Below are 12,309 nucleotides of genomic sequence, written 5' to 3'. Positions count from 1 at the left end.
CCGGTTTGCGCCGATACACCGGACGGTTGGCCTCGGCTCGCCGCCCCGGTGACCGGTGGTTCCCGATCCGGTGTGCGAGCCGGATCTCTTCGAACGGCTGACGCTATTGACTTCAAACGGCCGGAGGTCCGCCTCCGGCCGCTTCTTTTTGTGCCCCACCTTTTTGTCTGGCGCCGTTTCCACGACCATTCGTTGTCACAGCCGCGCCGTGACGGCATGGCTGACCTGCGCCATCCCAACCGTCATAATCGGAAAATCGTGATTAAGTCTTGAGCGCGACCGCGAAATTGCCGTGCCGGTAGCCCTGCCCGACGGTGGGGAAGCTGCGCTGCAGTGCGGAATAAGCCATTGACTTGGGACCTCGTTGCCGCCACTTGTGTTCCATGCTCACCACAAACCGATCAGGGGCGTGACCGCCCCCCCGCCGGACCTCACCTGACGAGGGCCGGCTGCGGGTTCCATCGCCGCGCAAGTCTTTGCGCGGCGTGCGCCGTTTCTTTTCCCCGACGGCGCATTCCTCGGCGATGGCCCGCACACACTGGTTGAACGATGAAAGGACAAGACAGTATGGATCAACCCCTCGCAGGAAAGAGCATTGCCATTCTCGTCGCCAACGGCTTTGAGGAACTGGAGATGACGGAGCCGCAACGGGCTCTCCTCAAGACCGGCGCTACTCTTCGTACGATTTCTCCCGAGCAGGGACTGGTGAACGGCTGGCACGGCAAGTCCTGGGGCCATTACTTCCCGGTGGACAAGCAGGTCGGCGAGGTTCTGGGTGCCGACTATGACATGCTGCTGCTGCCGGGTGGCGAGCGCAGCGTCACCAAGCTCCAGCAGAGCGCCCACACCCGCCGCATCGTCGGCCATTTCCTGGACGCCGGCAAGCCGATCGCCGCGATCGACCAGGGCATCCAGCTCCTGGCCATCCCGGGCAAGCTGAAGGGCCGCACTCTGGCCGCCCCCGAGGCCGTCCGCGCCGAGCTGGAAGCCGCCGGCGGCAAGATCAGCGACGAGGCCCTGGTGGTGGACAACGTGACCATCACGGCGCTGGGCCATGACGAGCTGGCCGCCTTCGTCGAGCAGGTCGTCAAGGTCTTCTCCGAGGCTGCCGCCGTGCGCAAGGCCGCCTAAAGGCCAAGCCAGCTTAAGGCCAAGCCACCGCGCCTCGACAGGCCGCCCGTCTTTCCTGCGGGTTTCGTCTTGTGAGTCCACGGCCGCCGCGCCTCCCGCGCGCGGCCGTTGCGCGTTTTAGGGCACGCGTTTCAGCGCGTGTCGTTTCCAGCCTTCAAGGCCGTTGCGTTCCCCCGCCGACCCGACAAGGCGGGAAGGTCAGGCGCACGGTCGTTCCGGCCCCGAGCCGGCTGTCGATGTGGAACGTGCCGCCGTGCAGCGCGATCAGCGCGCGGGTCAGCGGCAGCCCCAGGCCGGAGCCGCGCTCCGCCGCCCGATCGCGGCCTTGGTTGTTATGACCCTGGTTGCGGCCATGCACTTGCCCGAAGGCGTCCAGCGCCACCGGAATTTGTTCAGGGCGCATGCCGATGCCGTTGTCGGCGACGGTCAGCGCGATGCCGCCATCCTTCGTCAGCTCCGCGCCCACCCGCACACACCCGTCCTTGGGCGGCGAGAACTTGATGGCGTTGCCGATCAGGTTGGTCAGCATCTGCCGGATCTGCGAGGCGTCGCCGTGCAGGCTGGGCAGATCGTCGGGAATTTCCATGCACAGCGCGACCGCCGCCTCGCACGCCCGCGGCTGCATCATGCCGAAGGTCAGATCGACCAGCAGGGACAGGTTGCAGGCCTCCTCGTGCAGGTCCATCCGCCCCGCCTCGATCCGCGCGAGGTCGAGCAGGTTGTTGATGAGGTCCAGCATGTAGACGCCGGCCGCCGCGATCTGCCCGGCATATTCGCGGTAGCGCGGGTTGTTCGGCCCCATCATCTCGTCATGGATGATCTGGGCGAAGCCGAGCACGGCGTTCAGCGGCGTGCGCAGCTCATGGCTCAGATGGTGGACATAGTCGGACTTGCGCTGGTTGGCCTGCTCGGCCTCGTCGCGGGCGGCGCTCAGCTCGGCCTCGCGGGCCTTGAGGTCGGTGATGTCGGCGCGGATGCCGACGGTGCCGCCCTCGTGGGTCCGCCATTCCTCGATGCGGATCCAGCGCCCGTCGTGAAGCTCCATTTCCATGGGCGGGCCGGCGCCGCGGTGCTGCTCGATGCGCCGCTCGACCCAGCCCTCCAGGTTGCCGTCCGGCACCCGATAGACGCCCCGCTCCACCCCGCCGCGCAACACCTCCTCGAAGCTGGCCCCCGGCGTGATGAGATCGGTGTTGGCGGAGAACAGCTCCCGATAACGTCCGTTGCACAGCACCAGCCGGTCCTGGGCGTCGTACAGCACGAAGCCCTCGGTGATGCATTCGATGGCGTCGGACAGCAGATGATGGGCGCGCCGGGCCGCGCGTTCCGCCTCCACCCGCTCCGTGACGTTGCGGATGCTGCACATCACGCGGTCGCTGTCGGGCAGGGCGACCAGCCGCGCCTCGAAGAATTTGGTGTCCCCCGCCGATCCGGAAGGCGGCGGCAGGGAGAAATCGAGGCCGATGACCGTCTGCCCCTCGTTCAGCCGGCCAAGCGCCGCGGCGAGCATCCCGGCGGCGGGGTCGGGCAGCACCTCCTGCACGCGGTGCGCCAGGAAACGCTCGGCGGGGACGTTCAGGTCGCCGGGGCTGGCAGCGGCGAAGTCGAGGATGGTGCCGTCGCGCAGCAGTTCGAAGCGGATGTCGGGATAGGCGTAGGACAGCGCGATGAGCTGCTCGTTCAGCCGCATCATCTCCTGCCGGGCGCCGCTGTCGGCGGGGGCTTCGGCCAGGATCAGCCCGCTCGGGCGCGGCGCCGGAACCAGCCGGAGGTCCACCTCCAGCGGCAGGGTCAGGGGGGCGTGGACGGTCGCCCGCGCGTCCACCGTCCGCCCCGCGGCGGCCTGCTCCAACGCGGCGGGGAACCGGCTGGACAGGCTGACCCGGACGGCGGCGGCGGGCGCGTCGCGCTCCAGGCCGATCAGCGCGCGGGCGGCGCCGTTCAGCCAGACGGTCAGGCCATCGGGACGGAGCAGCCACAGCGGCGTGGCGAGCGCGTCCAGCCATTGCAATCCCGCGGCGTCCTCCGGGGCCATGTCCAGCTCGTCCTTTTCCAGCCGGGCCCGTCCCAGCCCGGAGGGCGCCGCATCGGTGTGCGGGGCGACGGGCAGGGCGGTGGTCATGGGCGGCAACATGGCAGGTCATGCATAGCGGACATGCTATCAGAGCAAGGCGGGGCGTGAACAGGGGCAGGGCAACCGTCCGAACCGTCTATTTCCGGCCAAACCGTGGAAAATGGGACGGAAGGGTAGCGGATCAGCCTTTCGCACCGCAAGAAACCGCGGGATCGGCGCTGACACCGGCCCCCATCCATGCATAAATCCGTACCGCTCACCAGAGACATCGCTGCCGATCCACCCCTTCGGAGGACCGCCATGGCCGACGAGACTCCTCAAGATGGCCCGCAGGACGTGCCACAGGACGGCCGGATCCGCGACAAGCTGATCGCCACCAAGGAGCAATGGGCGCGGGAGGGCCGGGGCCTGACCGGGGAGACCGCCGACCCGGCGCGCGACCGCCTGCCGCCGGGCCAGCGGCTGGTGGAGACCTGGCCGGTGCTCGATCTCGGCATCCTGCCGCGGGTGAGCGAAGCGAACTGGACCCTGGCGGTGGACGGGCTGGTCGAAAATCCCGTCACCTGGAGCTGGACCGACCTGCAGGCCCAGCCGCGGGAGCGCGTCGTGTCCGACATCCACTGCGTCACCACATGGTCGCGCTACGACAACCGGTGGGAGGGCGTGTCCACGCGGCACCTGCTGTCGGTCGTCCAGCCGCGGCCGGAGGCGCGCTTCGTCCTCTGCCACTCCTCGGACGGCTACACCACCAACCTGCCGCTGGAGGCCTTCGCGGCGGAGGACGCGCTGCTCGCCACCGGCTGGGAAGGCCAGCCGATCAGCCGCGACCATGGCGGACCCGTCCGAGTCGTCGTGCCGAAGCTCTATTTCTGGAAAAGCGCCAAGTGGGTGAAGCGAATCGATTTCCTGGCGGAGGATCGCCGCGGCTATTGGGAGGTCCGCGGTTATCACAATGACGCCGACCCCTGGCGGGAAGAACGCTACAGCGAGTAGCGTGCGCCGGCGCCCGCCATTCCGGTCCAGAAACAATCCCGGCGACAGTCGGTGCCAAGGGATGGCCGGGCGCCAAACAAGACTTGGTCGGACCATTCCATGACGTGACTTCGCAAAATCGTGACGTCTTTCGTCCGATTTGCGCCAGATCATTCCCCTGTTCCGCAATGCTGACGTAGCCGTACGGGCGTCGGGCGACTCACATTCGGACGCAAGGGATTAACCAATGACAGTGGACTCGGTCACGATTGCCCTGGTGGGCAGCGGTGGCGCCGGCGCGATGACCGCCGGACAGATGCTGCTGGATGCCGCCGCCAACGTGGGATGGTACGGGTTGATGTCGCGGACCACCGGCCCGCAGATCCGTGGCGGCGAGGCCGCCGCCCTCGTTCGCCTGTCGCCGACACCCGTTCACGGTCCGGGGGACCGTTTCGACATCATCATCGCCTTCGACTGGCAGAATGTGGAGCGCTTCGCGGCCGAGCTTCCCCTGTCGGACAAGAGCGTCATCATCACCGACCCCAGCCAGGGCGAGGTGCCCGCGGTCCTGGCCGCCAGCGGCGCCAAACAGGTCGAGCTGCCGATCAAGGAACTGGCCGGGCGCATCCCCGGCGGGCGCGTCAACATGGTGGGGCTGGGCGCCGTCGCGGCGATCGTCGGCCTGCCGCGCGCCGGCATCGACGCGGTGATCCAGAAGGCGCTGGGCAAGAAGGGCGACGCCGCCATCCAGGCGTCCAACGCCGGCATCGACGCCGGGTCCAAGGAGGCCGCCGGCTGGAACCTCGGCCTGGAACTGGCCGCCCCCAACAAGGAGGGCGCCACCCGCTGGAACATCTCCGGCAACGAGGCGGCCGGGCTGGGCGCCTTGAAGGGCGGGGTGAAGTTCTGCGCCGCCTACCCGATCACGCCGGCGACCGAGATCCTGGAATGGCTGGCCCCCAACCTCGCCAAGACCGGCGGCAAGCTGGTCCAGGCGGAGGATGAGCTGGCCTCCATCGCCATGTGCCTGGGCGCCTCCTTCAGCGGCGTGCCCTCGATCACCGCGACCGCCGGCCCCGGCCTGTCGCTGATGACCGAATGCATCGGCCTGGGCGTGGCCTCCGAAACCCCGGTGGTGATCGTCGACGTGCAGCGCGGCGGCCCGTCCACCGGCATCCCGACCAAGTCCGAACAGTCCGACCTGAACATCGCCGTCTACGGCCTGCACGGCGACGCCCCGCATCTGGTGGTCGGCCCGACCTCCATCGGCGACTGCCTGTTCACCACCCAGTGGGCGGTGCATCTGGCCGAGGCCCTGCAGACCCCGGCCATCGTGCTGTCCGATCAGGCGATGGGCCAGTCCCGCGCCATCGTCGACAAGCCGGCCGACGCCCCCCACAAGGCGAACCGCCTGCTGGCGACCGATCTCGGCGGCGAGGCGAAGTACAAGCGCTACGCCGACACCGAGTCGGGCGTCTCCCCCGCCGCCATCCCCGGCATGCCGGGCGGCGAGCACACCGCCGACGGGCTGGAGCATGCGGAGAACGCCCTGCCGTCCTCGCAGGCGTCCGATCACCAGAAGCAGCTCGACAAGCGCCTGCGCAAGCTGACGTCCCACGACTATGGCGACGCCTGGGCCGACGTCGAGGGCGAGGGCGAGATCGCCGTCGTCACCTGGGGCTCCGCCACCGGCCCGTCGCGCGAGGCGGTGCGCCGGCTGGAGGCCGCCGGCACCAAGGCCCGGCTGGTCGCCATCCGCCTGATCTCCCCGGTCCAGCCGGCCAAGCTGGCCGCGGCGCTGGACGGCGTCTCCAAGGTCCTGGTCGTCGAGCAGACGCACGGCGCCCAGTTCCACAAGTACCTGCGCGGGCATTACGACCTGCCGGGCAAGGTGTCGGTGTTCAGCCGCCCCGGCCCGCTGCCGATCCGCGCCCGTGAGGTTCACGAGACGCTTCTTTCCCTGATCTGACCGGCCGGAGCACGAAATCCATGGATACCCATCTGACCGACGATGTCGTGGGCCCGCTGCCCGGCGACTACAAGTCCGACGTGAAGCCCATCTGGTGCCCCGGCTGCGGCGACTATTCCGTGCTGGCCGGCATCACCCGCGCCATGGCGACCATGGGGCTGGAGCGCCACGACACCGTCGTGGTGTCGGGCATCGGCTGCTCGTCGCGCATTCCCGCCTACACCAGCGTCTACGGCTACCACACGGTGCACGGCCGCTCGCTGGCCGTGGCGTCCGGCGTCAAGCTGGCCCGGCCCGAGCTGAACGTGCTGATCTTCGGCGGCGACGGCGACGGCTTCTCGATCGGCGGCAACCACTTCCTGCACGCCTGCCGCCGCAACGTCGACATGACCTACATCGTCATGGACAACCAGGTCTACGGCATGACCAAGGGCCAGGCCTCGCCGACCACCGAGGCCGACTGGTGCGAGTCGAAGCTGACCCCGGAAGGGCCGGGCGTCAACCCGATCCAGCCGGTCGCCCTGGCGCTGGCCTGCGGCGCCAACTTCGTCGCCCGCGGCTTCTCCAACAACCCGAACGAGGTGGCCCGCCTGATCGTGGAAGGCGTGAGGCACCCCGGCTTCTCGGTCATCCACATCCTGTCCCCCTGCGTCACCTTCCGTCCCGAGCAGCGCAACTGGAAGAGCACGGTCCATCCCTACGGCCGCGAGCCGACGGACGACCCGAACGAGGCGATGCGCGCCGTCCTCGAGGACGACGGGTTCGGCCTCGGCATCTTCCTCGCCGGCAACCGCCGTCCGTTCCAGCCGGAATCGGCGGCCACCCGCAGCATCGCCCAGATCGAAGAGGGGTTCGCGGTATGAAGACGAAAGTGCTGAACGGGGCCGCCAACGTCGGCCTGTTCCTCGCCCACGCGCTGGCCCTGGAGATCGAGGCGGCCGAGCGCTACACCGAGCTGGCCGACAGCATGGAGGCCCACAACAATGTGGAGGTCGCCAAGCTGTTCCGCGATCTGTCCACCTACTCGGCCAAACACGCCGAGGAGGTGAAGCAGATCGCCCGGGAGTTCGGCTCGCTTCCCAAGGTCGCCCCCTGGGAGTTCCAGTGGGACGCCACCACGGAGTCCCCGGAAGCCGCGGCCTTCGAGAACGCCCATTACCTGATGAAGCCGCACCACGCGCTGAAGATGGCGCTGCTGAGCGAGCATCAGGGCAACAACTACTACGCCTCGGTTGCCGCCGAGACCAAGGACCCGGAGGTCGCCCGCCTCGCCCGCGAGTTCGCTGAGGAGGAGGCCGGCCATGTCGCCCTGGTCCGCAAGTGGCTGGAGCGCTACCCGGCCCCGAAGGACGACTGGTCGGACGATCCCGATCCGCCCAACATCTCCGACTGAAACGATTGGGATTGAGACCGAACGCTACCGGGTGGTAAGGACGGGACGGCCCAGCGCCGTCCCGTTTCCTTTTTGGCTCCCGGAATGACCGACGGAACTCCTGATACCATCATCGTCCCGTCCCCCTGCATCAGCGTGTGCAAGCTGACCGCCGACCGCGCCTATTGCATCGGCTGCCTGCGCACGCTGGAGGAAATCCGCGGCTGGAAGCACATGGACGCCGACGAGAAACGCGCCCTGCTGGCCGATCTGGAGAACCGGCAGGCCGCCGCCGCGGAGTGACCGTCCCTCGACCGGTGTCTTTCGTCAGGCCGCAGCGCCGCGCAGCAGAGTCATGCGGTCGCGGTCGGCGCGGATGCGGTCGAGATGCTGGATTGCCACCGCGGTGATCGGCAGGGGAAGCTCCTTGGCCAAGGCCTCCTCGTAGGCGCGGACGCATTCGCCCTCGCCGCGCTGCACCTCGGCGAGGATCGCCTCGCGGTCGTGCCCCAACACGTTGTTCTTCAGTTCCAGGAAGAAGCGGTGCGCGCCGCCCATCACGGTGCCGCCCATGTCCGGCGCCCCGCCCTGCTCGGCGACGAGGCGCTGCACCTCGCGCACGATGGCGCCGCGCTGGGCGGCCAGATCGTTGAACAGGGCCTTCAGATCCTCGTCCTCCAAGGCTTCCGCGGCCTGACGATAGGCTTCGTGGCTGTCCTCGACGATGCGGATCAGATCGTTGAGGGTATCGACGATCTGATCTTTTCCCATCATGGCCGGTTCATTTGCCGACATGGCCGGTTCCTCCCCTGGCAGGCTGCCCAACCACTTGAAAACCTGCCGCCCCGGTGAAGGTTCCTTGATGCATCCGAAGGGTGCTCCGCTTGGTCAGGCCGCATCGTCCGATGGTGACGAACCGCCGCCCCGCCTGTTGTCGGTCCATCCCCAATGGACTGTCCGATAACGCAACGAGGGAGAGGACCTGTGGCCAACACCACCAAGGAAACCCTGATCGACTGGCTGCGCGACGCCCACGCCATGGAAAGCCAGGCCGTCGAGATGCTGGAGCGGCAGGCGGAGCGCATCAAGAACTACCCGGACGTCCTCGCCAAGGTGCAGGAGCACATCGAGGTGTCGAACCGGCAGGCCGACCGGCTGAAGCAGTGTCTGCAGCGTCTGGGCACCGACACCTCGGCCATCAAGACCGGCGTCGCCATGCTGATTGGCAACGCCCAGTCGCTGTCCGGTGTGGTGGCGTCCGACGAGATCGTGAAGGCATCGATCTTCGACTATTCCTTCGAGCATTTCGAGATCGCCAACTACCGCGCCCTGATTTCCGCCGCAGAGCAGGCCGGGGAGCCGGAGATCGCCCGCATGCTCCAGCCGAGCCTGGATGAGGAGCTGGAAATGGCCGCGTGGCTGGAACAGCGCCTGCCGCAGCTCACCAAGACCTATCTGGAGCGCCGGGAAACCGCCGGCACCGCCGAAGCGAAGCGCTGATCGGAGCGCAGCGTCAAAACCGCGCCGGGGCACCGTCCCCGGCGCGGTTCCCGTTCGTCAATGAGCCGCCAGCGCCGGCCGCCGACGAACCGCCGGGCGGGAGCGCCACAGGCTGAGCAGATGACCCGACAGGGTCATCGCGTCCGACGCCAGCCCGAAGGCCGAGCCGGCCAGCGCGTTGTGGCCGGCTCCCACCACCGTCGAGGACAGGAAGAACAGCCTCATCCGCCCGACCGTGCTCTGCCAGCGCCCGATGGTGCCCAGGATGAAGCCCGCCGCCGACAGCGCGGACATCGGTCCCTGCCACGTCGCCGCCGCGACGGCCAGCGCCGCGGGCACGGTCAGGGTGAACAGGACGCCCAGCCAGCGCGGCCGCCGTTCCGGATAGGCGGCGGCCATCTGCACGAGGCCGAGCGCGCACATCAGCATGCCCGTATGGGCACCCAGGGCGAAGAAGTGGACGACGAACAGCGCGCCGGCCCCGGCCTGCGCGGTCAGGATCGCCCGCCGGTCCTGCAGCAGCGTGGACAGGACGCCCAACGCCAGACCGGCAAGCCCGCTCACCGCGACCAGTGACAGGGACGGCAGGTAGTGCAACAGGAAAACCATGGATAACGCCTTCACCCTTCGGAAAATGCTGCGCCGCAGCAAAAGGCCGCGGCGAAGGGGGCGGACGCTAGGCGCGGATGGTTAACCGGCTGTGAATCGGGGTGTGATCAAGAGTGGGCGCACAGCCCCGCCGGGCCGATTCGCGATAACGGCAAAAAGCGTTTAATGCCAACGATCTCGCGACCTATGGCCTGACCATGGGCATACCCCTGTGGTTGGGGGCACCCCATGGGCATTTCACCTTTGCGACGTTTCCCTGGAAGGGCCGGGCCGTCATTCTTCGCACCGCAAGATGACACGCCCAGCAAAACACACGCTCTCGACGCCGTGCCTTCCCGAAACGCCGTGCCTGAGACGCCTCTGGAATAAGACGCTCTGGATGAGATGCCCTATGACCCAGCTGACGAAACGGGACGCCGCACGTCTTCCCGCGCCACCCACCTGTTGCCATTGCGGGAAACCTCTGCGGGCCGGGGAACCGCATTGGGCCGGCGATAGCGAGAACCGCCCCTGGCACTATGGCTGCGCCGAGCGGGTCGGCCTGACCATGTCCTGGACGCGGGTCCGCCATCGCCGCGCGATCGTCGCGGGAGTTTGACCGCGCCGCGCTGTTGACCCCTGGCCGAGATGGATCGGCAGGGCTTTCAAAAGGGGGAATGCATGAAGGGGACACCGCAAAGCATCTGGCTGTCCATGGCCAACCGGTCGGCCAGTCAGGCGATCGGTTTCTGGAGCGGCGTGTTCAACGCCGCCGCCCGGCGCAACCAGACCGCCCTGTTCAACGCCATGACCAAACCGCCCAAGCCGAAGCGCACGACACGGAAAAAGAAAAGCCGCTGAGGTGGATGCCAGTGTGGCAAGCACCAGAACGCACAAAAGCCGCCCAAGGGCGGCTTTCTTGTGCAAACTGGAAGGAATGGCGCGCCCGAAGAGATTCGAACTCCTGACCCCCAGATTCGTAGTCTGGTGCTCTATCCAGCTGAGCTACGGGCGCATTCCTGTTTGTCTTCCCGGCGGCGGCGGTGACCGTCCGTCGTCGAGGCGCGCAACTTACTCAAAAGGATTCCGGGCTGCAAGACCTTTTTTCGCCTTTTCACACGGTCGATTGCCCGGCGGTGGGGCTTGCGGTATAAGCGGCGCACGTTTCTTTCGGAGTCCATAGCCGTGCCAGAAGCCGTTCCGTTCAACAAGCACTTCCCGGTGTCGTGGGAGGAGCTTCACCGCAACGCCAAGGCGTTGGCTTGGCGCCTGATCGACAAGGGTCCCTGGAAGGGCATCATCGCCATCACCCGCGGCGGCCTCGTCCCGGCGGCGATCATCGCGCGCGAGTTGGAGCTGCGCATGATCGACACCGTCTGCGTCTCCAGCTACGACCATCAGAACCAGCGCGAGGCGACGGTCCTGAAGGGCGTGGAGGGCGCCAACGCCGGGGACGGCGAAGGCTGGCTGATCATCGACGATCTGGTCGACACCGGCAAAACCGCGGTGATCGTGCGCAAGATGCTGCCCAAGGCGCATTTCGCCACCGTCTACGCCAAGCCGCTGGGCCGCCCGCTGGTCGACACCTTCATCACCGAGGTGAGCCAGGACACCTGGATCCACTTCCCCTGGGACATCGAGCTGCAATTCTCCCAGCCGATCGCCAAGCAGCACCGCGGCGCCTGACCTGCCTCATTCAACCCTCTCCCCCCTGGGGAGAGGGTGGCCCGAAGGGCCGGTGAGGGGGTTGCGCTTGTGCCGGACGTGCCGCCACGCGCATCCCCCTCACCCTAACCCTCTCCCCAGAGGGGAGAGGGGACACCATGCCACTTGACACAAGCCCCCACCGTCTTGTGTCAAGTCTACAGCAGCCCCGCCGAGCGGTGGCGCGGGTCCAGCGCGTCGCGCAGACCGTCGCCCAGCAGGTTCAGACCCAGCACCGTCACCGCGATGGCCGCCCCCGGAAAGATCGCCTGAAGGGGGGAGGTGAACAGAAAGGTCTGCGCGTCGCCCAGCATCTTGCCCCAGGAGGGCGAGGGCGGCTGGATGCCCAGCCCCAGATAGCTCAGCGCCGCCTCGTTCAGCACCGCCACGGCGAACAGCACCGTCCCCTGGACGATCACCACCCCGGCGATGTTGGGCAGCACATGCACCAGCGTCACCGACAGCGGCCCGCGCCCCAGCGCCAGCGCCGCCCGCACGAAGTCCCGCCGCCAGACGGCCAGCGCCGCCCCTCGCGCCACCCGCGCGAAGACCGCGGCGTTGAACAGGCCGAGCGCCAGCACGACGTTCAATGCCCCGGCTCCCAGCGCCGCCGTCAGCAGGATCGCCGTCAGCACCGCGGGAAAAGCGAACAGCAGGTCGCCCAACCGGGCCACCGCCTCGTCCCCCCAGCGTCCCCAGGCGGAGGCGGCCAGCCCCAGCGGCACGCCCAGCAGGGCGCCCAGCGCCACCGCCGCCGCCCCGACGGCCAGCGAGTTGCGGGCGCCGACCAGGATCATCGACAGCACGTCGCGCCCGAAATGGTCGGTGCCCAGCCAATGGACCGGCCCCGGCGGGCGCAGCCGGGCGACCACCCGCACCTGCTCCGCCGGGAAGGGCGTCCAGACCAGCGACAGCAGCGCCGCCCCGACCACCAGCGCGGTGAGCAGCCCGCCCAGCAGCAGGCTGACCGGCAGGCGCCTAAGCCGTCTCACGAACCCT

General features: G+C 68.2%; 13 protein-coding genes and 1 tRNA gene. 9 read left to right on the top strand and 5 right to left on the bottom strand.

What is annotated here, in order from left to right:
• Positions 1–567: 567 nt before the first annotated feature.
• Positions 568–1,131 carry a DJ-1/PfpI family protein gene (locus ACFPMG_RS25380; protein WP_094301285.1) on the top strand — a complete coding sequence of 188 codons (564 nt, stop codon included), beginning with the start codon at positions 568–570 and terminating at the stop codon, positions 1,129–1,131.
• A gap of 154 nt (positions 1,132–1,285) precedes the next feature.
• Here ACFPMG_RS25380 and ACFPMG_RS25375 read toward each other — a convergent pair whose 3' ends face one another.
• Entirely contained in the window at positions 1,286–3,253 is a 1,968-nt protein-coding gene (locus ACFPMG_RS25375; RefSeq protein WP_376998030.1) for a sensor histidine kinase, read from the bottom strand.
• A gap of 252 nt (positions 3,254–3,505) precedes the next feature.
• On the opposite strand from ACFPMG_RS25375, the gene ACFPMG_RS25370 reads away from it, so the two are divergent.
• The 5 genes from ACFPMG_RS25370 to ACFPMG_RS25350 all read left to right on the top strand — a co-directional run bounded on the left by ACFPMG_RS25370 (position 3,506) and on the right by ACFPMG_RS25350 (position 7,821).
• On the top strand, positions 3,506–4,198 hold the full coding sequence (locus ACFPMG_RS25370) for a sulfite oxidase-like oxidoreductase (protein ID WP_376998029.1): 693 nt from the start codon (positions 3,506–3,508) through the stop codon (positions 4,196–4,198).
• A gap of 226 nt (positions 4,199–4,424) precedes the next feature.
• Positions 4,425–6,146 (top strand): 2-oxoacid:acceptor oxidoreductase subunit alpha, encoded by a 1,722-nt coding sequence (locus ACFPMG_RS25365; RefSeq protein WP_376998028.1) that lies wholly within the window; start codon positions 4,425–4,427, stop codon positions 6,144–6,146.
• Positions 6,147–6,166: 20 nt separating this feature from the next.
• Positions 6,167–7,009, top strand: coding sequence for a 2-oxoacid:ferredoxin oxidoreductase subunit beta (locus ACFPMG_RS25360; protein ID WP_014239059.1), 843 nt, complete (start codon positions 6,167–6,169; stop codon positions 7,007–7,009).
• Positions 7,006–7,539 carry a ferritin-like domain-containing protein gene (locus ACFPMG_RS25355; RefSeq protein WP_376998027.1) on the top strand — a complete coding sequence of 178 codons (534 nt, stop codon included), beginning with the start codon at positions 7,006–7,008 and terminating at the stop codon, positions 7,537–7,539. Before ACFPMG_RS25360 ends, ACFPMG_RS25355 begins: the two co-directional genes overlap by 4 nt.
• A gap of 84 nt (positions 7,540–7,623) precedes the next feature.
• Positions 7,624–7,821, top strand: coding sequence for a DUF1289 domain-containing protein (locus tag ACFPMG_RS25350; protein ID WP_376998026.1), 198 nt, complete (start codon positions 7,624–7,626; stop codon positions 7,819–7,821).
• 24 nt (positions 7,822–7,845) lie between these two features.
• On the opposite strand, the gene ACFPMG_RS25345 is transcribed toward ACFPMG_RS25350, so the two are convergent.
• Complete coding sequence (locus ACFPMG_RS25345; protein ID WP_247887725.1) at positions 7,846–8,292, bottom strand: PA2169 family four-helix-bundle protein; 447 nt, start codon at positions 8,290–8,292, stop codon at positions 7,846–7,848.
• Between the two features lie 210 nt (positions 8,293–8,502).
• Here ACFPMG_RS25345 and ACFPMG_RS25340 point away from each other — a divergent pair, with 210 nt between their 5' ends.
• The gene (locus tag ACFPMG_RS25340) at positions 8,503–9,018 is read left to right on the top strand and encodes a YciE/YciF ferroxidase family protein (RefSeq protein ID WP_014239055.1); all 516 of its coding nucleotides are present in this window, start codon (positions 8,503–8,505) and stop codon (positions 9,016–9,018) included.
• A gap of 57 nt (positions 9,019–9,075) precedes the next feature.
• Here ACFPMG_RS25340 and ACFPMG_RS25335 read toward each other — a convergent pair whose 3' ends face one another.
• Complete coding sequence (locus tag ACFPMG_RS25335) at positions 9,076–9,627, bottom strand: YgjV family protein (protein WP_376998025.1); 552 nt, start codon at positions 9,625–9,627, stop codon at positions 9,076–9,078.
• Between the two features lie 660 nt (positions 9,628–10,287).
• Here ACFPMG_RS25335 and ACFPMG_RS25330 point away from each other — a divergent pair.
• Positions 10,288–10,467: a hypothetical protein gene (locus ACFPMG_RS25330; protein ID WP_038529999.1), complete on the top strand. Its 180-nt coding sequence runs from the start codon at positions 10,288–10,290 to the stop codon at positions 10,465–10,467.
• Between the two features lie 77 nt (positions 10,468–10,544).
• On the opposite strand, the gene ACFPMG_RS25325 is transcribed toward ACFPMG_RS25330, so the two are convergent.
• Positions 10,545–10,621: transfer RNA gene (locus ACFPMG_RS25325), tRNA-Arg, on the bottom strand.
• Positions 10,622–10,791: 170 nt separating this feature from the next.
• Here ACFPMG_RS25325 and gpt point away from each other — a divergent pair.
• Positions 10,792–11,292 (top strand): xanthine phosphoribosyltransferase, encoded by a 501-nt coding sequence (gpt, locus tag ACFPMG_RS25320; protein WP_038530002.1) that lies wholly within the window; start codon positions 10,792–10,794, stop codon positions 11,290–11,292.
• A 176-nt stretch (positions 11,293–11,468) separates the two neighbouring features.
• On the opposite strand, the gene ACFPMG_RS25315 is transcribed toward gpt, so the two are convergent.
• Positions 11,469–12,302, bottom strand: a complete 834-nt coding sequence (locus ACFPMG_RS25315; RefSeq protein ID WP_376998024.1) for an ABC transporter permease — start codon at positions 12,300–12,302, stop codon at positions 11,469–11,471.
• Between the last annotated feature and the right edge of the window lie 7 nt (positions 12,303–12,309).

The sequence above is a fragment of the Azospirillum himalayense genome (genome assembly GCF_042657465.1).
Classification (GTDB): Bacteria; Pseudomonadota; Alphaproteobacteria; order Azospirillales; family Azospirillaceae; genus Azospirillum; species Azospirillum himalayense.
This window is presented reverse-complemented; position numbering and strand designations above follow the sequence as displayed.